Here is a 23,970-nt window from a genome sequence, read left to right as displayed (position 1 = left end):
AGCCTATGATAAAATACTGGGATAAGTTAGCTATCCGAGGAAATAGAGCATGGCAGGTCACAGTAAATGGGCAAACATTCAACACCGCAAGGGACGTCAAGACGCCAAACGCGGTAAAATTTTCACCAAACTTATCAAAGAAATTACCGTCTCTGCTCGTCTGGGCGGAGGCGATACCGCCATGAATCCGCGCCTACGTGCCGCGGTGGCAGAAGCCAAAGAAGAGAACATGCCTTCCGACAACATCACGCGCGCCATTAAAAAAGGCACGGGTGAGTTAGAAGGCGTGAATTACGAAGAGATTCGTTATGAAGGCTATGGCATCAATGGCGCGGCCATTATTATCGACTGCTTAACCGATAACAAACAACGCGCGGTGATGGATGTACGCCACGCCCTCACCAAACATGGTGGCAATTTAGGTACGGATGGTAGCGTGGCTTTTCTATTTAAACACTGTGGTCAGATCGTGTTCGAGCCTGGTGTAAGCGAAGATGCCGTGATGGAAGTCGCTTTAGAAGCAGGGGCAGAAGATATTGTTACCGATGAAGATGGCAGTATCGAAGTGATTACCCCACCGGCGGACTTTTTGACAGTAAAAGAAGCGTTAGAAGCCGCAGGCTTGAAACCTGCCATGGCAGAAGTCACCATGAAACCTACGATGGAAACTGTATTCACTGGTGATGACGCGGTTAAAATGCAAAAAATATTGGATATGCTGGAAGATTTAGACGACGTACAAGACGTGTACACGACGGCGATTATTGAAGAATAAAACGGCCAATTGAATTCCATTCGAATATTAGGCATTGACCCCGGTCTGCGCATCACTGGTTTTGGGGTGATAGAGTCGCAAGATAATAAACTCAGCTACGTCACTAGTGGTGTCATTAAAACAGCTTCGGCCAAAAAGAATCCAGTGGAAGGTGAAGATGACCGTGAGGAGCTGCCCGCCCGTTTAAAAGTAATTTTAGAGGGGCTGTTTGAGGTGATTGATACATACCATCCGACACAAGTTGCCGTTGAAAAAGTCTTCGTCAATGTCAATCCACAATCTACTTTGTTATTGGGGCAGGCGCGTGGTGCTGCCATCAGCGCCGCGGTTATCCGAAATCTAATCGTGGCAGAATATACTGCGTTGCAGGTCAAGCAATCGGTGGTGGGTAATGGCCATGCGCAAAAAGAGCAAGTGCAAGAAATGGTGAAACGATTGTTAAATTTACCTGCCACACCCAGCCCTGATTCCGCCGATGCGTTGGCCTGTGCGATTTGTCATGCGCATGGTGGTCAAGGCTTAGGTAAATTAGCCACGGCAGGCTTTAGAGTAAAAAATGGAAGGTTGGTATGATTGCAAGACTAAGCGGGATATTGATTGAAAAATCGCCACCTTTCGTGATTGTGGATTGCCAAGGCGTAGGCTATGAGGTGGAAGTGCCCATGAGCACTTTTTATAACCTGCCTGAGCTAGGACAAAAAGTACAATTGCTCACCCATTTTGTGGTGCGCGAAGACGCACAACTGTTATACGGGTTTGGTAGTGAGCAAGAAAAAAATACGTTCAAACAATTGCTTAAAGTCAACGGCATTGGGGCAAAGTCCGCTTTGTCAATTTTAAGTGGCGTGAGTATCGATGATCTGGTTACCGCAGTCAGTCAGCAAGAGGTGGGGATGCTTACGCGTATTCCTGGGATTGGTAAAAAAACGGCCGAGCGTTTGCTGCTTGAGCTGAAAGATAAATTTAACGTCATTGGATCGGTCACGATACAAGCGCAACCTAAGTCTGCTGCGCATGATGTACTCAATGCATTGGTGGCTTTAGGCTACAATGAACGCGAAGCGTCGGCCGCCGTCAAACTGCTGGATAAAGAAGTGACCGTGACGGATGGTATCAAACAAGCGCTGAAAAGCCTTTCCAAATAAAGGATATCGATGAAAACAATATGGATATTGATATGTAGCGTGTTGCTGGTGGCCTGTGGACAAGAGCGGGCTGCGAGCGAGCCCGATATGGCGCGTGCAGCAGCACCTATGGCCAAAATGGCGGCAGATAGCGTGCTAGGCGGCGCTGAGCAAAGCATGACGGAGTTGAGCGAACCGACAGCCGGGCAACAACAGGCAAGAAAATACATCGCGTTGCGTCATCATTTAAATGTGGAGTTGCCCGCGAATACGTTGCAAGCAGGGTTTGATGCTGCATTGAAGCATTGCGAAGCCTTGAGTTGCCAAGTACTGAGCGCCAATTTTAATAAAGAAACGCCTTACAACCCGCCATCTGCTTCATTAAGCGTGCGTTTACCACCACGGAATGTAGAAGTGTTTTTGAGCGGTTTGGAAAAAAGTGGTGACATTATTCAACACGCACGCGATGCGGAAGATAAAACCAATCAAGTGGTGGATGCCGATGCGCGCATTAAAAATCTCACGGAATTGCGTGACCGTTTGCGCCAAATGCTCGGTGACAAATCCGCCAAGTTTAAAGATATTATTGACGTAGAGCGCGAGCTGGCGAATACGCAAAGCCAGTTGGATAGCATCATGAGTATCCGCAAGGTGCTGAGTTTAGAAACAGATTTAGTCGCGGTAAATATTGATTTTTCTGCCAAGCAAGGCATTACAGAACAAGGATTTTTCTCTCCAGTAGCACGCGCACTAAAAGATGCCGGACGTGTCATGATGGAGAGCTTGGCGGCATTGATTACCTTTGTGATGAGCGCGCTGCCTTGGTTGATTATTGGGATTCCATTATTGTTGCTGATTGTGAAGCTGTGGAAAAAAGTGAAAGTAAAGCTACTACGCAATGATAGAAACTGATCGCCTCATCGCCCCAGATACAGCGAGTCCGCAAGAAGAAGCCTTAGAGCGCGCCTTGCGCCCCAAGGTGCTGGACGAGTATGTGGGGCAAGAAAAAGCGCGTGGCCAGTTAGAGATTTTTATCAACGCGGCACGTGGTCGCAGTGAGCCTTTAGACCACGTATTATTGTTTGGTCCGCCAGGCTTGGGTAAAACCACGCTTGCCCATATTATTGCTAAAGAGATGGGCGTGAACATGCGGCAAACATCAGGCCCGGTGTTAGAACGGGCAGGCGATTTAGCAGCGTTACTGACGAATCTTGAGCCCAACGATGTGCTGTTTATTGATGAGATTCATCGCTTAAGCCCGGTGGTAGAAGAGATTTTATATCCGGCGATGGAAGACTATCGTTTGGATATTATGATTGGTGAAGGTCCTGCTGCACGCAGTGTGCGCTTAGACCTGCCGCCGTTTACTTTAGTCGGTGCAACCACGAGAGCCGGTATGTTGACCAATCCTTTGCGTGATCGTTTTGGTATTGTGGCGCGGCTAGAGTTTTACACCAATGAAGAACTCGCGAAAATCGTGCATCGCTCAGCCAATTTGTTAGCGGTGAACATGCAAGAAGCCGGCGCCTTTGAAATTGCACGCCGCTCACGAGGCACACCGCGCATTGCCAATCGCTTATTGCGTCGCGTACGCGACTACGCGCAAGTAAAATCAGATGGTATTGTGACCAGTGATATTGCAGATGCGGCATTGAAAATGCTGGATGTAGATAAGCTGGGCTTTGATGTGATGGACAGAAAGCTGTTGCAGGCCGTGCTAGAAAAGTTTGGCGGCGGCCCGGTGGGGTTGGATAATTTAGCTGCAGCGATTGGCGAAGAGCGAGACACTATCGAAGATGTGCTGGAGCCCTATTTAATTCAACAAGGGTATCTCATGCGTACACCACGTGGACGCGTAGCGACCAGCCTAGCCTATCAGCATTTTGGCCTACCTGTACCAACCAACTTAGCGAGTGGAGAGCTTTGGCAGCAATAAGTATATTCAATTGGCCGGTACGCGTTTACTATGAAGATACCGATGCTGGTGGCGTGGTGTATCACAGCCAGTATTTGAACTTTATGGAGCGTGCACGTACCGAATGGTTACGGTATTTGGGTTTTCATCAAACACATTTAAGAGATGATTTAAATATCTTATTTGTAGTGCATAGTATGCAAATTCAATTTAAAAAACCGGCAAGATTCGATGATGCGTTAATCGTCAGCAATCAATTGCTGGTATTAGGGCGTGGTAGTTTTGAATGTCGTCAAACTATACTCAGGCCCCACCCAGAAACACATGCACAAGATATTTTGATTGAAGCTGACGTCAAAATTGCTTGTGTCAATGCAACTACTTTTAAACCGATGGGCATACCTGCCCCTATTAAACAAAGCATGGAGTCACAATGAATGTAGCCAATGACATGTCGTTTTTTTCTTTGGTCTCAGGCGCAAGTTTGCCTGTGCAAATTGTCATGATTATTTTGCTCATCACCTCATTATTTTCGTGGTGGTACATCTTCATCAAAGTATTCACCATTAAAAATGCGTCTAAGGATGCAGAGCAGTTTGAAGCGTCATTTTGGTCTGGTGGTGATTTAAATAAACTATACGATGGCTTGAGTACAGGGCGTCGTAAATCGCAAGGCATGGCCAGTATTTTTGAGGCTGGGTTTAAAGAGTTTGTGCGTCATAAACAACAGGGCCGCATGGAAGTGAGCGATGTGATGGAAGGTACCCGCCGTGCCATGCGCGCAGCGTACAACCGCGAGCTGGACAACTTGGATGCGCATTTGCCCTTCTTGGCTTCGGTTGGGTCAGTGAGTCCTTACATTGGTTTGTTCGGCACGGTGTGGGGCATCATGAATGCGTTCCGTGGCTTATCCAACGTGGCGCAAGCGACATTGAGCCAAGTGGCACCTGGCATTGCAGAAGCGCTGGTGGCGACAGCCATTGGCTTGTTTGCTGCGATTCCGGCAGTGATTGCTTACAACCGTTTTGCTTCTAGCGTCGATCGTTTATCGGTACGTTATGAAAGCTTTATGGAAGAGTTTACCAATATTCTGCAACGCAGAATTTAGATTGGCTGCAAGCATGTATCGCGCTGTTGTGCGCTGTGATCAAAACCTTGCCGTACTTCATGTACTGCCCGCGGTTTTTGTGCAGCGCACGCCTAACGCTAGCATCCTTTCGCACAATCTTTAATAGATGGAATAAAGAGGAGTTGCCATGAGCAGAACCCGTAAACGTCGGATGATGAACCAAATCAATGTGGTGCCCTATATTGATGTAACGCTGGTGCTATTGGTCATCTTTATGGTCACTGCGCCCATGACGAATCCTGGCGTTGTAGAGTTGCCTAAAGTAGGCCAATCACTCAAACAAACAGGCGCGCCGATTATTGTCACAGTACGAAAAGATGGCGGTGCCGAAGTGGAAGGCAGACGACTAGAGCGTGATGCATTGCTGGTGGAAATCAAGCAGCAATTACAAAAATCACCACGTGCCGTAGTCGTGGCGGCGGACGAAAAAACACCTTACGGCAAAGTGATTGCCATTATGGACTTGCTCAAACAAGCCAAGGTGGAAAAAGTGGGTTTGTTGTTCAAGCCAGCAACGTGATAGATAGGATTGGCAAAGTACGCACATGATTAGAAAGCACGAAAGCGATGTTTCATGGAAAGCAGGCCTGCTGGCATTTGCCGTGCACGGCGTGCTGTTTGTGGCCATGGTGCTGTCCATTAACTGGAAGGCTGCACATCCGCCTATGAACATCACTGAGGTAGAGCTTTGGGAGCAGTTGCCAAACAAGAGTGTACCTAAGCCGGTAGAAATTAAAGAGCCACCCAAACCTATTGTGCAGGAAGTGCCAAAACCAGAACCCAAGCCTGAACCCAAACCTGAGCCTGTACAAGAGAAGCCAGAGCCTCAGCCACCCAAAGTGGATATAGAGTTGGAGCAAAAGAAAAAAGCAGCCGAACAGAAAAAACTCTTAGAAGAAAAGAAAGAAGAGAAGAAAAAAGCTGAGATTGAGAAACTGAAAAAAGAGATGCGTGAAGAAGAGTTGCGTCAGGAAAAAACTGCGGAACAGGCCGAACAAAAAAAGCTAAAAGACTTGCAAGCCTTAATGCGAGACGATAAGCCTTCTGCTGCAAAGCAAGCCAGCAGTGTCAGCCCCATTGTGATTGGTGAATACACCGAGAAAATCAAAGCCAAAATTCGCGGCAACGTTAATAAAACGTTGTGTGGTGATGGCAATCCGGAGTTGCGATTTGATATTGGTGTGCTGCCTACGGGCGAGCTATCGGGGACACCCAAGCTAGTGAAGTCAAGCGGTAATGCCACTTGTGATGAAGCGGTAGAGCGGGCGATTATCGCTTCCGAACCGTTCCCGCTGCCAGAGGATACTGCGGCCAAGGCGCAGTTTAGAAATTTGAAGCTTAAATTTAAGCCCAATGGCGAATAATTCCCTGCCTGCGGCATGTTTCTTAAATGTAACAGTTGTAACAAAGTGTAATTAAAAGCCTATCAAAACTAAATTGCATTAAAATTTGACGGAACTTTTTAAACAAGTTGTAGCCAATTAGCCATGACAGTATTCAATAAACACATGCTCGGGCTGGTTTTTTTAGTCGCCAGCGTCTTTACAAGTCTTCAAGCAAATGCAGCATTAGAAATCGAAATCAGCGGGGGTGGTGCGCAGCAAATCCCGGTGGCGATTTTGCCATTTGCAGAGCCGGCGGGTATTCCTTCCAAAGACAGTCTTCATGAAATTATCGCAGCGGATTTGAAGCGCAGTGGTTTGTTTCGTGTGTTAGATACACGCGGCATGGCCAATTTGCCCACAGCCGCTTCACAAATCAAATATGCAGAGTGGAATGCCTTGCAAGCACAAGCGATGACGGTGGGACATGTAGAGAGTCTGGGCGGTGGTCGTCTTAAAGTGACATTTCAATTAATGGATGTACTCAAGCAAAATCAGTTGATTGGCATGGATTATCAAATTGCCCCTACGCAAATCAGAGCAACGGCGCATAAAATTGCCGATGCGATTTATGAGAAGTTAACTGGCGAGCGTGGCGTGTTTGGCAGCCGTATTGCTTATATCAATAAGATAGGCAAGCGTTATACGCTACAAGTGTCTGATGCCGATGGCTATAACGCACAAAATGTGGTGTCTTCAAATGAGCCAATTATTTCTCCAGCTTGGTCACCAGATGGCACCAAAATGGCTTATGTGTCATTTGAAAAGAAAAAACCGATTGTCTATGTACAATCACTTACCACAGGTGACCGTAAAATTATTGCGAACTATAAGGGTAATAACAGTGCGCCCGCATGGTCGCCTGACGGCAGTAGGCTGGCAATTGTGCTGACGTATGGCGCAAACTCACAAATTTATACCATAGATGCCGATGGTGGTGATTTGAGACAGGTGACCAAAAGCAATGCAATTGATACCGAGCCTGCGTTCTCGCCAGATGGTAAGTTTATATACTTTAGCTCGGACCGTGGCGGTAAACCACAAATCTACAAAGTGGCTAGTGGTGGTGGCGATGCAACCCGTGTTACCTTCGACGGCGCATACAATCTCAGCCCGCATTTTTCCCCGGATGGCCGTTATTTGGCGTATATTCGCAACGACGGTGGTAGGTTTAAAGTAGCGTTACAAGATTTAAGCTCAGGACAAGTGCAATTGCTGAGTGAAGGTGCACAAGACGAGTCGCCAAGTTTTTCACCCAATGGCCGTGTGATTTTATATGCCACCAAAGTGCGTGGAAGAGGTACGTTGGCTGCAGTTTCTTCAGATGGAAAAGTGCGCCAGCGCCTAAGTGAATCTACTGGGGATGTCAGAGAGCCAGCATGGGCGCCCCTTGCAAAATAAGTTTGATCAATTTAAGTTTTTTGAAATAATCGTTAACAACACAAAGAGGAGAAATAAAGATGAATAACAAATTATGGATGACCGTAGCAATGGCAGTATTTTTGGTAGCGTGTAAAAGTGCACCAGTGACGCCAGCTAAAGTAGAAGATAAGAGCTCAGGTGCAAATACAACGGCGCCAACTGGTAATGATTCAGATGCAAATGGCATTAAAGAAGTCAATATCGATGGCAACGCGAATAATGATGCTAATAATCCATTACGTGATCCAAACAATATCTTGTCAAAACGCAATATCTACTTTGATTACAATAGTGATGCTGTCAAAGCAGAGTTCAGACCGATTGTTGAAGCGCACGCACAGTATTTGAAATCACATCAAGATGCCAAAGTAATTTTACAAGGCAATACGGATGAACGTGGTACACGTGAATACAACTTGTCTTTAGGTCAACGTCGTTCAGTATCTGTGAAAAAAGCTTTGAACCTATTAGGCGTGCAAGACACACAAATCGAAACAGTGAGCTATGGCGAAGAAAAAGCCAATGTGAATTGTGCTGATGAAGATTGCTTCCAACAAAATCGTCGCGTAGATGTTGTATACCAAGGTGAATAAGATGCAATGGATGCACCGCATCTTAGCCACTGCATTGGCAACTGGCTTGCTAGGGGTTTCTCTAGCAAGTCATGCAGCTTTGTTTGATGACACTGAGGCTCGCAAGAAAATTCTAGATGTAGAAGCTAAAAGCCAGGCAGGGATTGCTGAGCTTAAAAAATCACAAGCCGCCATTGAAAAGCGTTTGGCGGCTATTGAGGCTGTGATTCAAGGCCAAGGTTTGGCAGATATGCAAAACCAAATCGAGTTCTTGAAGCAAGAGGTTGCACAACTGAGAGGTGATTTGGAGCTGGCTTCACATAATCTAGAAGCCGCTCAGCAGCGTCAAAAAGATTTATACGCAGATACAGACACACGTCTGCGTAGAATCGAAGCAGGCCCGGTACAGGCTTCACAGCCTGAGCCAGCACCAGTACAAGTGGTAGAAGATAAAGATGCTAAACCTTATGCTGAAGCCGATGCACTGGCAAAAGCAGGTAAGCATAAAGAAGCGTTTGCAGCTTATGATGCGTTTCTAAAAGACTATCCTACAAGCAAGCTAGTGCCTGATGCGCTATATGGCATGGGTTATGCGCAATTTGCGCTTAAAAACTACAAGTCATCTATCGCAACGCAGCAGAAGCTGATTGATGGCCATGCAGACCACCCTAAAGTGGCAGATGCAATGTACAACGTAGCCAATAGCCAAATTCAACTGGGTCAGGTGACGAATGCCAAAAAAACGTTAAAGGACCTGATTGCTAAGCATCCGAATGCGGATGTGACGCCAACAGCGCAAAAACGCTTAAAAGCATTAGAGGCGTTGAAGTAGTCTATATGGCTGTAGCTAAAACCTTCATTTAAAAGTACTTTTTTGCGGTAAAATAATGCCAACTTCACAGTTGGCATTATTATTTCCGGCGTCTCATAGTCATGGCATTAAAAATATACGAAATTTTCCACTCCTTGCAAGGCGAAACTTCTCGCATCGGCTTACCCACTGTATTTGTGCGGTTGACTGGTTGTCCTATGCGCTGCACCTATTGCGATACTGCCTATGCTTTTAACGGTGGCAGCAATATGGAAATTGCCGATATTATGCAGCAGGTGGCAAGTTTCGGCGCGCACTATGTGACGGTTACCGGCGGTGAGCCGCTTGCGCAGAAAGAATGTCGAGATTTGCTGCAGGCTTTATGTGATGCAGGCTATAGCGTCTCCATCGAAACGGGCGGTGCGATGGATATTTCAGTGGTGGATCCACGCGTTTCTGTTATTTTAGATATCAAAACACCAGCATCCAATGAGTCTGAAAATAATCGCTGGGGCAATTTAGCCTATTTAAAAGCTGCGGATGAAGTCAAGTTTGTGCTGTGCAACCGCGCCGATTACGATTGGGCCAAGCAAAAGGTACAAGAGTTAAAGTTAAACGAAAAGTGCCCAATTCTATTTTCTCCTAGCTACCATGAGTTAGCGGCAACAGAGTTGGCAGGTTGGGTGTTAGAAGATCGTCTGCCCGTGCGTATGCAAGTGCAACTGCACAAAGTACTATGGGGTGAGAAACCGGGCGTATGATGCAGAACTCGACCAAAAAAGCAGTAGTGCTATTGTCCGGCGGATTGGACTCTGCCACATGTTTGGCCATTGCTAAATCTCAAGGCTTTGAGTGTTATTGCCTCAGTTTAGACTATCATCAGCGCCATATTGCCGAGCTCAATGCCGCTAACCGCGTAGCGCAGGCGCTGGGCGCATGTAGCCACAAAACGGCGCAACTGGATTTAAGTTTGTTCGGAGGCTCAGCGCTCACTGACAATAGCATCGATGTGCCGCAGACACCGACGGAAGGCATTCCAGTCACCTATGTACCTGCCCGCAACACCATTATGTTGTCGTTGGCCTTAGCGTGGGCTGAAGTGTTGCAGTCTCAAGACATTTTTATTGGCGTGAATGCATTGGATTATTCCGGCTACCCAGATTGTCGCGGCGAATATGTGCATGCGTTTCAAGCCATGGCCAATCTGGCGACCAAAAGTGCGGTGGAGGGTCATCGCATCACCATCCATGCGCCACTAATTGATTTAACTAAGTCACAAATCATCGCGTTGGGAACCTCATTGGGTGTGGACTACGGCATCACTGTGTCCTGTTATCAGGCGGATGCGCTAGGGCGCGCCTGTGGGCAGTGCGACTCTTGTCGCTTGCGCAGCGCAGGCTTTGAAGGTGCTGGTTTGGCTGACCCTACTTTATATCTAAACCCGTAAGCCGTAATGCCTCCCTTATTTGGGGGATATTGTCTGTGGTGGGATTGATGAATAATTCGCAACTGTTGTCGATAGCAGAGATTCAGTGCGTTGCGTGCTTATCCTCTGTCATTGGGATATCATCATTATCGGCAATCATCATAAAAATCAATCACCAGACAAACGATAGAAAGTATTGATGCGATATGTCAGCAACTCTTGAAAGTGCGAACCAGCAGCTGTGGCAGGCAAAACTGTTAGAGCAGGGGCTTGAGCAGCTTGGGCAGGCCATGCTTATCGTTTCTAGCCGAGGTGAAGTGGTGTTTTCGTCAAAAGCCGCAGAATCTATCTTGGCTGCAGATCGCGGCCTTAAACTTAAAGATAGTCAGCTGGTGGCCGACTTGGCGGCAGATAATAAGCGCTTGCAAGATGCGGTAGACGCTGCAATTAAAGAGCAGCAAGGCGCTTGCAACGTATTTAACGTGTATGTACATCGCAATGATTATGTGCGCCCCATTAGCTTAACCATTAGCAAGATGAGCAAGAACGATCAAGAGCGTAGACATGGGCATCATGTCTTGATTTTGATTAAAGATTTAAACCTGAATCAAGAGTTCTGGGCGGATCGTTTGAAAGACGAGTATCGGCTGTCGCCCAGAGAGGTGCAGTGTGTGTCCTTGCTGAGCGAAGGCCGCGACTTAAAGGACGTAGCCGAGCTGATGGGGATTGGGATTGAAACGGTACGCCAATACATGAAAAATATTTACAAAAAAATGGGCGTACATAAACAGCACGAGCTAGTTAGTCTGGCGTTGGAATACCGCAGAAATCGTTAAAGGTCGGTCATTTACCGTTATACGCAAAGTAAAATAAATTACTTGCAACCTATCTACTAAATAACGTATAATCCGCGCCTTTCTGCACAGAATTAATTTTATAGAGAACAAGATTATGGTCGTTATTCGTTTATCACGTGGTGGCTCTAAAAAGAACCCTTTCTACAATGTGGTTGTAGCCGATTCACGCAATCGCCGTGATGGTCGCTTTATCGAGCGCGTAGGTTTTTACAATCCATCAGCACGTGCAAGCGCTGAAGGTTTGCGTATTGATGAAGCACGCGTAAATCATTGGACAAGCAATGGTGCGCAATTGTCAGATACAGTGGCTCGCTTGGTGAAATTCCACGCTAAAGGCCCAGAGGCAATGATTGCTGCTAAAGCTAAAGATGCTGCTAAATTAGAAGCAGCTAAGGTAAAAGCAGTAGAAGCAGAAGCGGCTAAAATCAAAGCAGCAGCAGATGCAGCTAAAGCAGAGGCTGATGCCAAAGCAGCGGCAGAAGCTGAAAAAGCCGCAGCTGAAGCGGCCGCAGCAGCTGCACCGGCTGTTGAAGAAGCACCAGCTGCTGACGCTGAATAAAGTCACTCCCTCGTTAATAGTCGAGGGAATGCTGATGAGAGTACACGTTGAGTAGTATGGTGGTGATGGGGCGCATAGTTGCGCCCTATGGCGTTTATGGTTGGCTTAAAGTGCTACCCGATACAGAAGTCTTGGATGGTCTCTTTGACTATGATGGGTGGTGGATTGGCAAGCAGGACAATTGGCGTGAAGTCGTTGTTGAGCAAGCAAAAATTCATAACGATGTATTGGTCGTAAAGTTAGCTGGTGTTGACGATAGAGATCAGGCATTTGCTTGTAAAGGTTTGCAAGTGGCAGTGCCGCGAGATGCGCTGCCAGTGCCTGATGACAATGAATATTACTGGTCTGACTTGATTGGACTGGCAGTCAAAAACCAACAGGATATTGATTTTGGTTATGTGACAGATGTGTTTGAAACGGGCGCGAATGATGTGCTCGTGGTTAAAACTGGAAAAGAAAACGGCAATATTGAGCGTTTGATTCCTTTTATTGACCAAGTGGTCATCGCGGTAGATGTTGTGGCAAAAACGATGTTGGTCGATTGGGACGCAGATTTTTAAACATCATTGACTAGGTTGAAACAAGCCATGCAAGTAGAAGTAATTAGTTTGTTTCCCGAGATGTTCAATGCGTTGACGCAGCATGGCATTACCTCACGTGCGTTAAGCCGTGCGTTGTATCAAATACAAGTGACGAATCCTAGAGAATTTACCTCGGATAATCACAAAACGGTAGATGACCGGCCCTATGGCGGTGGACCCGGTATGGTGATGTTAGCAGAGCCGTTAGCCAAAGCGATTGCCGCGGCTAAGCAGCGGTTAGCCGCGAATGGTGTGCAGCCACATGTGGTGCACATGTCGCCCAGAGGCAAGCCGTTGATGCATGAAAAAGTCATGCAGTTGAGCCAGCTTAAGGGTTTGGTGATACTGGCAAGTCGTTATGAAGGTGTAGATCAGCGTTTGCTGGATACGCAGGTGGATGAAGAAATCTCCATCGGTGATTATGTGTTAAGTGGTGGTGAGTTGCCCGCCATGGTGTTGTTGGATGCAGTGATTCGGCAGTTGCCAGGCGCATTGGGCGATGCCGATTCAGCCGTGGAAGATTCGTTTGTGAATGGCTTACTGGATTTTCCGCACTATACGCGTCCTGAGCAATATGAAGGTTTAACGGTGCCTGAGGTGTTAATGTCAGGTAACCATGCAAAGATTAGAGAATGGCGATTAGCACAATCGTTATTGCTAACAAGGGCTAAACGCCCGGATTTATTGGCCGCAAGGTCGTTGACGAAAGAAGAAGCACGGCTGCTACAAGCAATAGATAGTGAGCAGGAACAAGCATCTTCATAATTAAAAGGAGCTACAAGTGGCAGACATTATTAAAATGTTAGAGCAAGAAGAAATTGCTCGTTTAAACAAAACGATTCCTGATTTCGCCCCTGGCGATACAGTGGTAGTCGGTGTAAACGTAGTTGAAGGTACACGTAAACGTGTGCAGGCTTATGAAGGCGTTGTGATTGCAAAACGCAACAAAGGCTTAAACTCATCATTCATCGTGCGTAAAATCTCTTCTGGCGAAGGTGTTGAGCGTACATTCCAAACTTACTCACCATTGATTGCATCTATCGAGCTAAAACGCCGTGGTGATGTACGTCGTGCTAAGTTGTACTACTTGCGTGAGCGTTCAGGTAAATCTGCACGTATTAAAGAGAAATTAGTAGCGCGTGAGAAAGAGATTACAGCAGAAAGTTAATCTTTTTGTGAGTATCAATTAAAAGCCTTGAAACTTTTTAGTTTCAAGGCTTTTTTTATTTGCATTAAAGTAATTGATTAAGTTAAATTATTACAATGCAAAAACAATCAAAATTACTAAAAGAATATGATTTGGTAGTCACCGCCCCTTTTGGCTCTATCGGTATTTATTCTCACGGTATGCAAGTCAATATCGATTTTTTAAATGAATCAGCCAGCGTTAAAGCAGAGCCTTCAAAAATTGCAATTCAAATTGCTTTGCAAATAGAAGCGTATCTGGATAACCCCAACGCCAACTTCAATTTGCCATTGGTGTTTAAGGGCACGCCATTTCAGCGTAAAGTCTGGGGCATGATCAGCGCAATTCCTAGCGGTCAAACCCGTACCTATGGTGAGCTGGCAGAGCAGTTGGGCTCCGGGCCACGTGCAGTCGCCAATGCCTGTGGCGCAAATCATTTGCCCTTGGTGGTGCCTTGCCATCGCGTAGTAGCCAAAACTGGTTTGGGTGGCTTTATGCGGGGAATGGACCATGGGCTTAAAGTCAAAAAATGGCTGCTTCGGCACGAAGGCGCCATCAATTACAAAGGCGCATTAAAGACGCAGCGTCAATTTGCCTGATAGAGTGTGTGGTGCACACTCAACATCAACAGTATTTGGATAATTTTATTGACCATCTCTGGCTTGAAGATGGCTTATCTAAGAACACGCTGGATAGCTACCGTGCTGATTTGACGGCTTTTGCCAATTGGTGTGCATCCAAACAAAGTATCGATATGTTGGCAGTGACTAACGCCGATATTCAGCAATATTTGGCAGTGCGTTTCCCGCTTTCAAAAGCACGTAGTATTAGTCGCTTGGTCGCCAGTTTGCGTCGGTTCTATCGCTACGCATTGCGTGAGCAACTCCTTAAAGAGGACCCAACCCTTCATCTTGAATCTCCCAAGCTGCCACGTAGTTTGCCCAAAAGCCTTAATGAGCAGGAGGTGGAAGATCTGCTAAAAGCACCTGATGTGTCGCAGCCTTTGGGCTTGCGTGATCGCGCCATGCTTGAATTGCTTTATGCCAGCGGTTTGCGCGTTTCAGAGTTGGTGGGGGTGACAGTTGCAGAAGTCAGCACGCAAGATGGCATTGTGCGCGTCACCGGCAAAGGCAGTAAAACGCGCTTGGTGCCGATGGGTGCTGAGGCAGCCGATTGGATAGACCGCTATATGCGCTATGCGCGGCCAGAGTTGTTGCAAAAGCGCTTATGTGATGCCATGTTTGTGACTAGCCGTGCAGAGGGCATGACCCGTCAAGCTTTTTGGCACATTATTAAACGTTACGCAGCACTGGCGGGTATTGCTAAGCATATTTCTCCACACGTATTACGCCATGCGTTTGCAACGCATTTATTAAACCATGGTGCGGATTTGCGGGTGGTGCAGATGTTATTGGGGCATTCGGATATTTCTACCACGCAGATTTATACGCATGTAGCGAGAGAGCGCTTGAAGCAGTTACATTCGGTGCATCATCCTAGAGGCTGATTAGCATAATGATGCCCAGCCATATCAGCTATATAGGCATCTTATGGGTATTGAAAGTATGGCTGGGGTTATTGGTTGTTGACTAATGCAAATGCATTAAACTCAGCTATGGGCAGGGGGCGGCTATATAAGTAGCCTTGAAAATTGAGGCAGCCATTGTTGATCAAAAACTGTTGCTGCTCGGGTGTTTCCACACCTTCTGCAATAATGGCAATGTGTAATTCATGTGCTAACGAGATAATCATTTTGGTGATAGAAGCATCATTTACGCTGGTCAATACTTCTTTGATAAAAGATTTGTCAATTTTCAATTCATCTAGCGGCAGTTTTTTCACATACGCAAGGCTAGAATAGCCGGTACCAAAATCATCTAGTGAGAATTTGATGCCATAGGATTTTAGCTGCGTCATTTTTACCTGAATAGTTTCTAAATCATGTGCAAAAATACTTTCTGTGATCTCCAGTTGTAATTTATGCGCATTCACCTTTGCTTCATTAAGGAGCGTGATAATGTGCGGTACAAACTCAGTACTTTGGAACTGCTTGACGCTTATGTTGACCGAGAGTGTTAACTGTGCGGATGCCTCGTTTTGTGCCCAGAGGGTCAGCTGATTGCACGCAGATGCTAATACGTACTTACCCAAATGTAAGATCAGCTCAGATTTTTCAGCTAATGGAATAAATACGTCAGGCTCTATTGTGCCAAAGGTGGGATGATGCCATCTAGCTAAGGCTTCAGCCCCCAATGTTCTACCACGTTCGTCTACTTGAGGCTGAAAATAGAGTTCAATTTCATTTTTTAGCAATGCTTTACTTAGTTCTAGCTCAAGTGTATGGCGTACTTTAAAGTCGGATTGCATAATCAGCGCTACTAGAAACAGCATCATAAGTGCAACACTATTGGTGATCCACACACCTACTAATCGATGATCGTTTGTCATGCCGGATAGGTTGATGCCGGTATGTGTAGAGGCGAACATCAAAAAGGCGAGAGATATTAGCGCAGGAACGGCTATTTTTAAGTAGGGATGTTCATCCTGATATAGCACATAAGCGTATAAGACCATGGGCAGGAAGTAGTGGTGATTGGACCTTGGAACCGCAGTATTGGGAACATCAAAAAATATACAGACAATACACATCACGATAAATAATAGGGGAAACAATATGTGCGCTATTACTTTTGTATTGTTACGCTTGGCGGAGCTGTATCCAATATATCCGAGTGCGATGAGGATGGACTCTACACCAACACTTAACCAGTCTCGAATGCTAATAAAGAATATCGTCCAAGCAATAGCAACCACAGTGATTACGATGGAGGCAGTAATTAATAGATAAGTCAGCTTATCTTGATGCTTTATCAGCGGATTGCTCTCAATCGCCATGACTATCTTCATGTATGAAAATGAAGAGTGATTCATAACATTTACTTGAGCATAAAACTATAATTTTTTGTAAAAAATCAAAAAATGGACATCATTTACGTGCAGCGACTATGCAAATTAATAGCGTCTAAAAAATAGATTTTGATTTGAGTCAATGTAGATATTGCAAGTTTCTTTATGGTTTAACTGAGTTTGTTCGCTCAATCACCACACCTAATGCTTTTAGCCCAGACAATACGCTAGGTTTAGCCACTTTCACTTTCACACTTGCTGCTTGAAATTCTTTTAAAATCAGCTGACATACATGTTCGGCCAATGCTTCTACCAATTGAAAGCTGTGTGCTGCGAGCGTCTCGCGAATCCGGCTCACCACTTGCCCGTAATCAATGGTGTCTTCAATCGCATCGCTTAGGCAGGATTTACTCAAGTCGTAGCCGATTTCAATATCCAAAATAATGGTTTGTGGCACCATGCGCTCCCACGCTGGTACACCCAGTTTGGTTTCTACTTTAACCTGCTCTAAAAAGATGGTGTCCATAAATTTAAGTTTCTACGTGATTTGCGATGGTTTAGAATGTGGTTATCGGATTTTAGAGCATCTTATGATGAATGAGCTAGGGATTAATGTGGAGTCGGTGATTTGGGTCGTAGCAGCCTATTTAATCGGCTCAATTTCTTTTGGAATTATTGTGAGCAAGGTATATGGTCTGCCCGATCCGCGTACGGTGGGTAGCGGCAATATTGGCGCGACCAATGTAGCGCGTAGCGGTAAAAAGTCAGCAGCAATTTTAACCTTGCTTGGCGATGCATTTAAAGGCTGGTTTCCGGTATGGATGGCATTGCAAGCGAATATGTTGATGTGGGTGGTGGCTGCGGTAGCTTTGGCGGTATTTCTAGGGCATTTGTACCCGGTGTATCACAAGTTTAAAGGCGGTAAAGGTGTGGCCACTGCGCTGGGCGTGATGCTGGGGATTTCCGGTTGGTTGGCATTGTCGTCTGTACTGGTGTGGGTGCTGGTGTTTGCGGTGTCTCGTATTTCTTCGTTGGCTGCATTGCTCGCCGCCATCGCATCACCTTTTCTGGCATGGTATTTTCTTTCGCCCTACCCAGTCTATGTGGGGGTGGTGTTGGTGATGGCAATTTTCTTGGTGATTCGCCATAAGAGCAATATTCAAAAATTGCTGGCGGGTACAGAGTCTAGCTTTAAAAAATAAGCGTTAAGGTTTCACTAACTCAGCCAAATCCCATCGTGCTTTGATGCTAAAGCTATAGTCTTGCGAGTGATTTTGCATGGCTTCCAAACGCTTGGCGCCTGCAAATGCAATCATGGCGCCATTGTCTGTGCAAAATTCTAAGCGTGGGTAACTGACTTTGCATAACTTACGTTTGGTGGCTAAGTTTAAGCGCTCACGCAAGCGTGCGTTAGCGCCCACTCCGCCCGACACAATTAAGCTGTCTAGCCCGGTTTCCCGCAATGCGGCCATGCATTTGGTGGTGAGAATCTCAGTCACGGCTTCTTGAAACTCCCATGCAATGTCTGCCTTTGTGGCCAAATCGAGCGACTCGGCCATGCTTTGTTGGTTGCTGTGTTGCGTTTGACTGGAGGCTTGTTGATTCACGAGCGTAAGTACAGCTGTTTTTAATCCGCTAAAGCTAAAATTCAAGTCACCACTATTCAGCATGGGGCGTGGCAACTTAAAACGCGCTTTGCCTTGCATTGCCAGCTTGGCCAATGCTGGGCCGCCTGGGTAGCCCAATCCTAATAGTTTGGCCGTTTTATCAAAGGCTTCACCTGCTGCATCATCTAGGGTGTCGCCCAGCAGCTGGTATTGGCCAATGCCATCTACGCGCATGAGTTGACTATGTCCACCCGACACCAATAATGCAACAAATGGAAATGCAGGCGGGTTGTCTTCTAATAAGGGGGCGAGCAAATGCCCTTCTAGATGATGCACGCCAATGCTGGGAACCTTGAGTGTATAGGCAATAGATTGCGCCACGCTTGTGCCGACCAACAAAGCTCCGGCTAGGCCTGGTCCTTGTGTATAAGCAATGCCGTCAATATCGGCAAGCGTTTTATTGGCATCGGCCAGCACGCGTTTAGTCAGTGGTAATACGCGGCGGATATGATCGCGCGAGGCGAGTTCTGGCACTACACCGCCGTATTCTGCATGCATTTCTACTTGAGAATGCAGTGCATGGGCGAGCAAGCCTTGATGCGTGTCGTAAAGCGCGATGCCAGTTTCATCGCATGAAGATTCAAACCCAAGCACTAGCATGTTTTAAGTACTAACATATCCAATTGATACAAATAAATGATTGATTAAAGCAAATGAACGCGCTAGAATACGCGGTTTTCGATGCTGCATCAATGAGCATCGCATTTAATGTTGCATTCTAAACAAGGTTTAGCTTGCAGTTGAGAGCAACACATTTTAAGGATAGTGATTTAATGTCTAGTGTACGTGTTAAAGAGAACGAGCCATTTGACGTAGCATTGCGTCGTTTCAAACGCTTGATTGAAAAAACAGGTTTATTGAACGACTTGCGCGCCCGCGAATTTTACGAAAAACCAACTTGGGAACGTAAACGCAAAGCTGCGGCTGCTGTAAAACGTCAATACCGTCGTTTACGCAATCAAACGCTTCCAGCCAAATTATACTAAGGGTTTTTCATGTCATTAAAAGCTCAGATATCTGAGGACATGAAAAATGCCATGCGCGCTAAAGATACGGCGCGTTTGGGTGCAATTAGGTTGTTGCAAGCCGCGATTAAACAGCGTGAGGTCGACGAGCGTATTGAGTTGGACGACGCTGCGGTGATTACGGTGATTGAAAAGATGCTGAAACAGCGTCGTGATTCAATCACTGCATATGAATCAGCGAATCGTACTGACTTGGCGGACGTGGAAAAATTTGAAGTCACCGTACTTCAAACCTATATGCCAAAACAGCTAACGGACGATGAAGTGAACCAAATTATCACGCAGGTGATTGCCGATACCGGTGCTTCTGGCGCTAAAGATATGGGTAAGGTGGTGAGTTTGGTAAAACCACTGGTTGCCGGAGTAGCTGATATGGGTAAGGTTTCTGGGCTGATCAAAGCGCGTTTAAGTTAAGATATCCCGTCTTCCGCAATACATGCAGCAATGACAAAAGGAGCGTACAGCTCCTTTTTTTATTAGAGAAGTTTATGCGATACTTAGGCTTATGATTCCAGAAAGCTTCATTCAAGAGTTGCTCAATCGCGTTGATATTGTCGATGTCGTCGATAAGTCAGTACCACTCAAGAAGGCAGGCGCTAATTACTCCGCATGTTGTCCGTTTCATAACGAAAAATCTCCCAGCTTTACTGTCAGTCCGACCAAGCAGTTTTATCACTGTTTTGGTTGCGGCGCCCATGGCACTGCGCTTGGTTTTTTAATGGAGTATGCTGGCCTTAGTTTTGTGGAGGCGGTGCACGAGCTAGCCAAGGGCGTAGGGATGATTGTGCCGCAAGAGACACGCGATCTCGATAGAGTCCCACAAAAAGCTGTGGTGGGCTTGCAGGAAGCGTTGCAGCAGGCCGCTAGTTACTATAAAGCTGAGTTAAAAAAATCCGAGCGTGCGATTGATTATCTTAAAGCGCGCGGCTTAAGTGGGCAAATTGCGGCTAAATTTCAAATTGGTTATGCGCCTGCCGGTTGGCAGAACTTACAAACTGTTTTTCCGCAGTATGAGAACGAGGCATTAGGTGTTGCCGGGCTGGTGGTCACCAATGAGCAAGGTAAGCGCTATGACCGTTTTCGTGATCGTATTATGTTCCCTATTCATGACCAAAAAGGCCAAGTGATTGGCTTTGGCGGTCGCGTGATTAATCCCGAAGATACGCCTAAATACTATAATTCGCCCGAAACTCCTTTGTTTCAAAAAGGCCACGAACTGTATGGCTTGTTTGTTGCGCGCCGTGCCATCCGTGATGCAGGGCGTGTGTTGGTAGTTGAAGGGTATATGGATGTGGTGGCATTAGCGCAATACGGGATTGAGTACGCGGTTGCGGCATTGGGTACGGCAACCACGCCTTTCCATATCACCAAGCTCATGCGCCAAACCGATGAAATTGTATTTAGTTTTGATGGCGACAATGCTGGTAGAACCGCAGCGTGGCGCGCCGCCATGAATGCATTGCCAGCACTGACAGATGGACTGAAGTTGCGTTTTCTATTTTTGCCTAAAGAGCATGATCCTGATAGTTATGTGCGTGAGTTTGGCAAAGAAGCGTTTGAGCGTGAAATGCAAAATGCGATGCCGTTATCGCAGTATATTATTCAGCATTTGGGTGAAAATAATCCGCTTAACTCGCAAGAGGATAAAGTGACGTTTTTGAATGATGCTGAGCCTATCTTAAAGCAAATTTCTGCACCTAGGTTTGCGTTGCTATTACGTAAGCGGATTGCAGAATTGGCACAAGTGACAGAACAAGAAATGCAAAGCATGCTGCGGCTGCCTGCTCCACAAAAGATAGCCCCCAAGGCCATGGCACGTCAAATGCGTACGCCGTTATCGATTAAAAAACGCTTTGTGTTGATGTTGTTAATGCAGCCGCAATTGGCCAATGCTGAGCATTTGCAATTTGTGCAAAATACAAACGAAGAAGACGTGTTACTTAATGCTGTGATACATGCTGCCCTAGGCCAGCCGCAGTCAAAGCCTGCAACTTTGCTGCACAGTATCGCGTCACAAGTAGATGCAAAGTTATTGAGTGAGATACAGCGGGAATTGCACTTACTGGATGAAAGTTTAGACATTGCGCTTGAATTTTCCGGTGCTTGTGCCCAATTAACAGAGATGATGACGGATGTGCGAGACAACCAATTGTTGAGTTCACTCCAGGAAAAGCCATTTGCGCAGCTCACTCACGAAGAGCGTGAGTTGTTGAAAAAATTGACTTTAAAAAGATAAGTGGTTGCTTTGCTTAAATTTTAAGCATAGACCATTTAATTTTTAGGGTGATTTAAGATATAATCTAAGGTTCGCCGTAAATGCGCCAAACGTCAAAAACGATGATGAATGATCACCAGTCAATCGTCATTAGGCACGGCAAAAGCATTGATTGCAACTTCAAGATTCACACAGTTTAAGATTTTATAGATAGGATCGGGCATGGCCAGACCAAAATCAGACAAAACTTTAGAAAAAGAACGCCTTAAACTTGAGGCGGAAACGCCGATAGATCCTGCGCTCCAAGCCATGGATGCAGAAGCGCGTCGCACCCGCCTTAAATCACTTATTGTGTTGGGTAAAGAGCGTGGCTATTTAACTTACGCTGAAATTAATGACCACTTGCCAGACGATGTGCAAGATACAGAGCAAATCGACAGCATCATTGGCATGATCAATGACATGGGTATTCAGGTGTATGAAGAAACGCCGGATGCTGAAGTATTGTTGATGTCTGATGCGCCACCCCCTGTAGCCGATGAAGATGCGGTAGAGGAAGCAGAGCAAGCGTTAGCTACCGTGGATTCAGAGTTTGGTCGTACAACTGACCCTGTGCGTATGTACATGCGTGAGATGGGTACGGTAGATTTGCTGACTCGCGAAGGCGAGATTGAAATTGCCAAACGTATTGAAGATGGCCTGAAACACATGGTGCAAGCGATTGCCGCTTGCCCGACCACCATTGCTGAGTTGTTAGCATTGGTCGATAAAGTAGAAAAAGACGAAATCAGTGTAGATGACCTAGTGGATGGCTTGATTGACAGCGACATTGGTCTAGAAGATGCATTGGCAGTTGAAGATGCCGAGCATGAAGAAGAAGTCTCCGATGATGACGAAGAAGATGATGACGAAGATGGTGCAAAAGCCGCAGCGATTTCTGCAGAAGCGCTAGCCAAGCTCAAAGAAGAAGTGTTGGCACGCTTTGCAATCATCCGCACTGCAAATGCGGAAATGAATGTCATCCGTGATACCAAGGGCTCACAAGATGCAAAATATAAAGCCTTGCATCAAAGCGTGCTGGATGAGCTGACCGCCTTCCGTTTCTCTGCAAAACAAGTAGAGGCGTTGTGTGATCAAGTGCGTGAAATGGTAGAAGAAGTGCGTAGCCATGAACGTAAAGTGATGGATTTCTGTGTAGAGAAATCGGGTATGCCACGTCCGCATTTTATTAAATCATTCCCAGGCAATGAAATTAATATGGCTTGGCTGGATGATGAGCTGGCACAAAACAAACCATACGCAGAACGCTTATCACGCTATAGACATTCTATTTTAGATCAGCAAGATCGCTTGATGACCTTGCAAAACCGTGTGGGTATTCCCATCAAAGAGCTCAAAGAAATCAACAAGCAGATGACCACAGGCGAAGCCCGTGCGCGTCGTGCTAAGCGTGAAATGATTGAAGCAAACTTACGTTTGGTGATTTCGATTGCTAAAAAATACACCAACCGTGGTTTGCAATTCTTGGACTTGATTCAGGAAGGCAATATTGGCTTGATGAAGGCGGTAGATAAGTTTGAATATCGTCGTGGTTACAAGTTTTCGACTTACGCTACTTGGTGGATTCGCCAGGCCATTACACGTTCTATTGCTGACCAAGCACGTACCATCCGTATCCCAGTGCATATGATTGAGACGATTAATAAAATGAATCGTATCAGTCGTCAGATTCTGCAAGAAACGGGTTTAGAACCTGACCCAGCGACCTTGGCTGAGAAAATGGAAATGCCTGAAGATAAGATTAGAAAAATCTTAAAAATCAGCAAAGAGCCGATTTCTATGGAAACGCCGATTGGTGATGATGAAGATTCACATTTGGGCGACTTTATTGAAGACAATACTACGCTTGCGCCAATGGATGCTGCTGTATACGCAAGCTTGCGTGATGCGACCAGTGAGGTGTTAGAGTCACTCACCCCGCGCGAGGCGAAAGTGTTACGCATGCGTTTTGGTATTGAGATGAACACGGACCACACATTGGAAGAGGTGGGTAAACAGTTTGATGTGACACGTGAGCGTATTCGCCAGATAGAAGCGAAAGCCTTGCGTAAACTGCGTCATCCAACACGCTCTGAGCGCCTAAGAAGCTTCTTGGAAACCGGTCAAGACTAATCTGGCTAGAGGTAATTAGATACAGCTTACGGCCCCTTAGCTCATGCTTGGTTAGAGCAGCGGACTCATAATCCGTTGGTGCTGTGTTCGACTCACAGAGGGGCCACCAATTTATAATATCAACAAAAAGCAATTCACCTCAAAACCCGCATAGATGCGGGTTTTTTATTGGATTTAGTACATCATCACGTATCACATGGCATCTTGACATACCCCATTTATGAGGAGTAACTTGTGGGGTAACA

General features: G+C 46.1%; 29 protein-coding genes and 1 tRNA gene. 27 read left to right on the top strand and 3 right to left on the bottom strand.

Annotated elements, in window-relative coordinates:
* Positions 1–49 precede the first annotated feature (49 nt).
* The 21 genes from FG11_RS10355 (at position 50) to xerD (ending at position 15,246) form a co-directional block, all read left to right on the top strand.
* Positions 50–775, top strand: a complete 726-nt coding sequence (locus FG11_RS10355; protein WP_047534895.1) for a YebC/PmpR family DNA-binding transcriptional regulator — start codon at positions 50–52, stop codon at positions 773–775.
* 9 nt (positions 776–784) lie between these two features.
* Positions 785–1,348, top strand: a complete 564-nt coding sequence (gene ruvC / locus FG11_RS10350) for a crossover junction endodeoxyribonuclease RuvC (protein ID WP_088177905.1) — start codon at positions 785–787, stop codon at positions 1,346–1,348.
* Positions 1,345–1,920: a Holliday junction branch migration protein RuvA gene (ruvA, locus tag FG11_RS10345; protein ID WP_020183001.1), complete on the top strand. Its 576-nt coding sequence runs from the start codon at positions 1,345–1,347 to the stop codon at positions 1,918–1,920. The genes ruvC and ruvA overlap by 4 nt, the downstream gene beginning before the upstream one ends.
* Before the next feature lie 9 nt (positions 1,921–1,929).
* Positions 1,930–2,811 carry a DUF4349 domain-containing protein gene (locus FG11_RS10340; RefSeq protein WP_047534891.1) on the top strand — a complete coding sequence of 294 codons (882 nt, stop codon included), beginning with the start codon at positions 1,930–1,932 and terminating at the stop codon, positions 2,809–2,811.
* Positions 2,798–3,835: a Holliday junction branch migration DNA helicase RuvB gene (gene ruvB / locus FG11_RS10335; protein WP_020182999.1), complete on the top strand. Its 1,038-nt coding sequence runs from the start codon at positions 2,798–2,800 to the stop codon at positions 3,833–3,835. Before FG11_RS10340 ends, ruvB begins: the two co-directional genes overlap by 14 nt.
* The gene (gene ybgC / locus FG11_RS10330; RefSeq protein ID WP_025224995.1) at positions 3,823–4,251 is read left to right on the top strand and encodes a tol-pal system-associated acyl-CoA thioesterase; all 429 of its coding nucleotides are present in this window, start codon (positions 3,823–3,825) and stop codon (positions 4,249–4,251) included. Before ruvB ends, ybgC begins: the two co-directional genes overlap by 13 nt.
* Positions 4,248–4,922 (top strand): protein TolQ, encoded by a 675-nt coding sequence (gene tolQ, locus FG11_RS10325; RefSeq protein ID WP_020182997.1) that lies wholly within the window; start codon positions 4,248–4,250, stop codon positions 4,920–4,922. Before ybgC ends, tolQ begins: the two co-directional genes overlap by 4 nt.
* A gap of 148 nt (positions 4,923–5,070) precedes the next feature.
* Positions 5,071–5,463 carry a biopolymer transporter ExbD gene (locus tag FG11_RS10320; RefSeq protein WP_025224994.1) on the top strand — a complete coding sequence of 131 codons (393 nt, stop codon included), beginning with the start codon at positions 5,071–5,073 and terminating at the stop codon, positions 5,461–5,463.
* 25 nt (positions 5,464–5,488) lie between these two features.
* Complete coding sequence (locus FG11_RS10315; protein WP_047534888.1) at positions 5,489–6,307, top strand: energy transducer TonB; 819 nt, start codon at positions 5,489–5,491, stop codon at positions 6,305–6,307.
* Positions 6,308–6,430: 123 nt separating this feature from the next.
* A complete protein-coding gene (gene tolB, locus FG11_RS10310; RefSeq protein WP_020182994.1) occupies positions 6,431–7,726 on the top strand; it encodes a Tol-Pal system beta propeller repeat protein TolB in 1,296 nt (431 codons plus the stop codon).
* Between the two features lie 59 nt (positions 7,727–7,785).
* Positions 7,786–8,340: a peptidoglycan-associated lipoprotein Pal gene (gene pal, locus FG11_RS10305; RefSeq protein ID WP_020182993.1), complete on the top strand. Its 555-nt coding sequence runs from the start codon at positions 7,786–7,788 to the stop codon at positions 8,338–8,340.
* Position 8,341: 1 nt separating this feature from the next.
* On the top strand, positions 8,342–9,151 hold the full coding sequence (locus FG11_RS10300; RefSeq protein ID WP_020182992.1) for a YbgF trimerization domain-containing protein: 810 nt from the start codon (positions 8,342–8,344) through the stop codon (positions 9,149–9,151).
* A gap of 101 nt (positions 9,152–9,252) precedes the next feature.
* On the top strand, positions 9,253–9,891 hold the full coding sequence (gene queE / locus FG11_RS10295) for a 7-carboxy-7-deazaguanine synthase QueE (RefSeq protein WP_047534886.1): 639 nt from the start codon (positions 9,253–9,255) through the stop codon (positions 9,889–9,891).
* Complete coding sequence (queC, locus tag FG11_RS10290) at positions 9,888–10,577, top strand: 7-cyano-7-deazaguanine synthase QueC (protein ID WP_047534884.1); 690 nt, start codon at positions 9,888–9,890, stop codon at positions 10,575–10,577. The genes queE and queC overlap by 4 nt, the downstream gene beginning before the upstream one ends.
* Positions 10,578–10,762: 185 nt before the next feature.
* Positions 10,763–11,392: a helix-turn-helix domain-containing protein gene (locus tag FG11_RS10285; RefSeq protein ID WP_052185023.1), complete on the top strand. Its 630-nt coding sequence runs from the start codon at positions 10,763–10,765 to the stop codon at positions 11,390–11,392.
* 115 nt (positions 11,393–11,507) lie between these two features.
* Entirely contained in the window at positions 11,508–11,972 is a 465-nt protein-coding gene (rpsP, locus tag FG11_RS10280; RefSeq protein WP_020182988.1) for a 30S ribosomal protein S16, read from the top strand.
* Between the two features lie 56 nt (positions 11,973–12,028).
* On the top strand, positions 12,029–12,532 hold the full coding sequence (gene rimM / locus FG11_RS10275) for a ribosome maturation factor RimM (protein WP_047534881.1): 504 nt from the start codon (positions 12,029–12,031) through the stop codon (positions 12,530–12,532).
* 27 nt (positions 12,533–12,559) lie between these two features.
* On the top strand, positions 12,560–13,318 hold the full coding sequence (gene trmD / locus FG11_RS10270) for a tRNA (guanosine(37)-N1)-methyltransferase TrmD (RefSeq protein ID WP_047536104.1): 759 nt from the start codon (positions 12,560–12,562) through the stop codon (positions 13,316–13,318).
* Positions 13,319–13,334: 16 nt separating this feature from the next.
* The gene (rplS, locus tag FG11_RS10265; RefSeq protein WP_020182985.1) at positions 13,335–13,721 is read left to right on the top strand and encodes a 50S ribosomal protein L19; all 387 of its coding nucleotides are present in this window, start codon (positions 13,335–13,337) and stop codon (positions 13,719–13,721) included.
* A 95-nt stretch (positions 13,722–13,816) separates the two neighbouring features.
* Positions 13,817–14,338: a methylated-DNA--[protein]-cysteine S-methyltransferase gene (locus tag FG11_RS10260; protein WP_020182984.1), complete on the top strand. Its 522-nt coding sequence runs from the start codon at positions 13,817–13,819 to the stop codon at positions 14,336–14,338.
* Between the two features lie 11 nt (positions 14,339–14,349).
* Positions 14,350–15,246: a site-specific tyrosine recombinase XerD gene (xerD, locus tag FG11_RS10255; protein ID WP_020182983.1), complete on the top strand. Its 897-nt coding sequence runs from the start codon at positions 14,350–14,352 to the stop codon at positions 15,244–15,246.
* Positions 15,247–15,314: 68 nt separating this feature from the next.
* On the opposite strand, the gene FG11_RS10250 is transcribed toward xerD, so the two are convergent.
* Together FG11_RS10250 and folB are read right to left on the bottom strand one after the other, a co-directional pair.
* On the bottom strand, positions 15,315–16,634 hold the full coding sequence (locus tag FG11_RS10250) for a putative bifunctional diguanylate cyclase/phosphodiesterase (protein ID WP_235276377.1): 1,320 nt from the start codon (positions 16,632–16,634) through the stop codon (positions 15,315–15,317).
* A 175-nt stretch (positions 16,635–16,809) separates the two neighbouring features.
* Positions 16,810–17,172, bottom strand: a complete 363-nt coding sequence (folB, locus tag FG11_RS10245) for a dihydroneopterin aldolase (RefSeq protein ID WP_047534878.1) — start codon at positions 17,170–17,172, stop codon at positions 16,810–16,812.
* 67 nt (positions 17,173–17,239) lie between these two features.
* On the opposite strand from folB, the gene plsY reads away from it, so the two are divergent.
* Positions 17,240–17,848 carry a glycerol-3-phosphate 1-O-acyltransferase PlsY gene (gene plsY, locus FG11_RS10240; protein ID WP_025224986.1) on the top strand — a complete coding sequence of 203 codons (609 nt, stop codon included), beginning with the start codon at positions 17,240–17,242 and terminating at the stop codon, positions 17,846–17,848.
* A gap of 3 nt (positions 17,849–17,851) precedes the next feature.
* Here plsY and tsaD read toward each other — a convergent pair whose 3' ends face one another.
* Positions 17,852–18,913, bottom strand: coding sequence for a tRNA (adenosine(37)-N6)-threonylcarbamoyltransferase complex transferase subunit TsaD (gene tsaD, locus FG11_RS10235; RefSeq protein ID WP_047534875.1), 1,062 nt, complete (start codon positions 18,911–18,913; stop codon positions 17,852–17,854).
* 173 nt (positions 18,914–19,086) lie between these two features.
* Between tsaD and rpsU the strand changes: the two genes are divergently transcribed.
* The 5 genes from rpsU to FG11_RS10210 all read left to right on the top strand — a co-directional run bounded on the left by rpsU (position 19,087) and on the right by FG11_RS10210 (position 23,834).
* Positions 19,087–19,299, top strand: a complete 213-nt coding sequence (rpsU, locus tag FG11_RS10230) for a 30S ribosomal protein S21 (protein ID WP_020167545.1) — start codon at positions 19,087–19,089, stop codon at positions 19,297–19,299.
* Positions 19,300–19,308: 9 nt separating this feature from the next.
* The gene (locus FG11_RS10225) at positions 19,309–19,752 is read left to right on the top strand and encodes a GatB/YqeY domain-containing protein (RefSeq protein WP_025224984.1); all 444 of its coding nucleotides are present in this window, start codon (positions 19,309–19,311) and stop codon (positions 19,750–19,752) included.
* 91 nt (positions 19,753–19,843) lie between these two features.
* On the top strand, positions 19,844–21,574 hold the full coding sequence (gene dnaG / locus FG11_RS10220) for a DNA primase (protein ID WP_047534870.1): 1,731 nt from the start codon (positions 19,844–19,846) through the stop codon (positions 21,572–21,574).
* Positions 21,575–21,775: 201 nt separating this feature from the next.
* Complete coding sequence (gene rpoD, locus FG11_RS10215) at positions 21,776–23,725, top strand: RNA polymerase sigma factor RpoD (protein ID WP_020182976.1); 1,950 nt, start codon at positions 21,776–21,778, stop codon at positions 23,723–23,725.
* A gap of 30 nt (positions 23,726–23,755) precedes the next feature.
* Positions 23,756–23,834 (top strand) — tRNA-Ile (locus tag FG11_RS10210).
* The last annotated feature ends 136 nt before the right edge of the window (positions 23,835–23,970 follow it).

The organism is Methylotenera sp. N17 (assembly GCF_000799155.1).
In the GTDB taxonomy this organism is placed as follows: Bacteria; Pseudomonadota; Gammaproteobacteria; order Burkholderiales; family Methylophilaceae; genus Methylophilus.
Note: the sequence above shows the minus strand (reverse complement) of the source record. Positions and strands in the feature narration are given on the sequence as shown.

What these genes read in the sequence shown, in the direction of transcription:
- FG11_RS10355 (WP_047534895.1), top strand. Translation starts at nt 50, where the DNA reads ATGGCAGGTCACAGTAAATGGGCAAACATTCAACACCGCAAGGGACGT.
- ruvA (WP_020183001.1), top strand. Translation starts at nt 1,345, where the DNA reads ATGATTGCAAGACTAAGCGGGATATTGATTGAAAAATCGCCACCTTTC.
- FG11_RS10340 (WP_047534891.1), top strand. Translation starts at nt 1,930, where the DNA reads ATGAAAACAATATGGATATTGATATGTAGCGTGTTGCTGGTGGCCTGT.
- ruvB (WP_020182999.1), top strand. Translation starts at nt 2,798, where the DNA reads ATGATAGAAACTGATCGCCTCATCGCCCCAGATACAGCGAGTCCGCAA.
- tolQ (WP_020182997.1), top strand. Translation starts at nt 4,248, where the DNA reads ATGAATGTAGCCAATGACATGTCGTTTTTTTCTTTGGTCTCAGGCGCA.
- FG11_RS10320 (WP_025224994.1), top strand. Translation starts at nt 5,071, where the DNA reads ATGAGCAGAACCCGTAAACGTCGGATGATGAACCAAATCAATGTGGTG.
- FG11_RS10315 (WP_047534888.1), top strand. Translation starts at nt 5,489, where the DNA reads ATGATTAGAAAGCACGAAAGCGATGTTTCATGGAAAGCAGGCCTGCTG.
- tolB (WP_020182994.1), top strand. Translation starts at nt 6,431, where the DNA reads ATGACAGTATTCAATAAACACATGCTCGGGCTGGTTTTTTTAGTCGCC.
- pal (WP_020182993.1), top strand. Translation starts at nt 7,786, where the DNA reads ATGAATAACAAATTATGGATGACCGTAGCAATGGCAGTATTTTTGGTA.
- FG11_RS10300 (WP_020182992.1), top strand. Translation starts at nt 8,342, where the DNA reads ATGCAATGGATGCACCGCATCTTAGCCACTGCATTGGCAACTGGCTTG.
- queE (WP_047534886.1), top strand. Translation starts at nt 9,253, where the DNA reads ATGGCATTAAAAATATACGAAATTTTCCACTCCTTGCAAGGCGAAACT.
- queC (WP_047534884.1), top strand. Translation starts at nt 9,888, where the DNA reads ATGATGCAGAACTCGACCAAAAAAGCAGTAGTGCTATTGTCCGGCGGA.
- FG11_RS10285 (WP_052185023.1), top strand. Translation starts at nt 10,763, where the DNA reads ATGTCAGCAACTCTTGAAAGTGCGAACCAGCAGCTGTGGCAGGCAAAA.
- rpsP (WP_020182988.1), top strand. Translation starts at nt 11,508, where the DNA reads ATGGTCGTTATTCGTTTATCACGTGGTGGCTCTAAAAAGAACCCTTTC.
- rimM (WP_047534881.1), top strand. Translation starts at nt 12,029, where the DNA reads ATGGTGGTGATGGGGCGCATAGTTGCGCCCTATGGCGTTTATGGTTGG.
- trmD (WP_047536104.1), top strand. Translation starts at nt 12,560, where the DNA reads ATGCAAGTAGAAGTAATTAGTTTGTTTCCCGAGATGTTCAATGCGTTG.
- FG11_RS10260 (WP_020182984.1), top strand. Translation starts at nt 13,817, where the DNA reads ATGCAAAAACAATCAAAATTACTAAAAGAATATGATTTGGTAGTCACC.
- FG11_RS10250 (WP_235276377.1), bottom strand. Translation starts at nt 16,634, where the DNA reads ATGGCGATTGAGAGCAATCCGCTGATAAAGCATCAAGATAAGCTGACT.
- folB (WP_047534878.1), bottom strand. Translation starts at nt 17,172, where the DNA reads ATGGACACCATCTTTTTAGAGCAGGTTAAAGTAGAAACCAAACTGGGT.
- plsY (WP_025224986.1), top strand. Translation starts at nt 17,240, where the DNA reads ATGAATGAGCTAGGGATTAATGTGGAGTCGGTGATTTGGGTCGTAGCA.
- tsaD (WP_047534875.1), bottom strand. Translation starts at nt 18,913, where the DNA reads ATGCTAGTGCTTGGGTTTGAATCTTCATGCGATGAAACTGGCATCGCG.
- rpsU (WP_020167545.1), top strand. Translation starts at nt 19,087, where the DNA reads ATGTCTAGTGTACGTGTTAAAGAGAACGAGCCATTTGACGTAGCATTG.
- FG11_RS10225 (WP_025224984.1), top strand. Translation starts at nt 19,309, where the DNA reads ATGTCATTAAAAGCTCAGATATCTGAGGACATGAAAAATGCCATGCGC.
- dnaG (WP_047534870.1), top strand. Translation starts at nt 19,844, where the DNA reads ATGATTCCAGAAAGCTTCATTCAAGAGTTGCTCAATCGCGTTGATATT.
- rpoD (WP_020182976.1), top strand. Translation starts at nt 21,776, where the DNA reads ATGGCCAGACCAAAATCAGACAAAACTTTAGAAAAAGAACGCCTTAAA.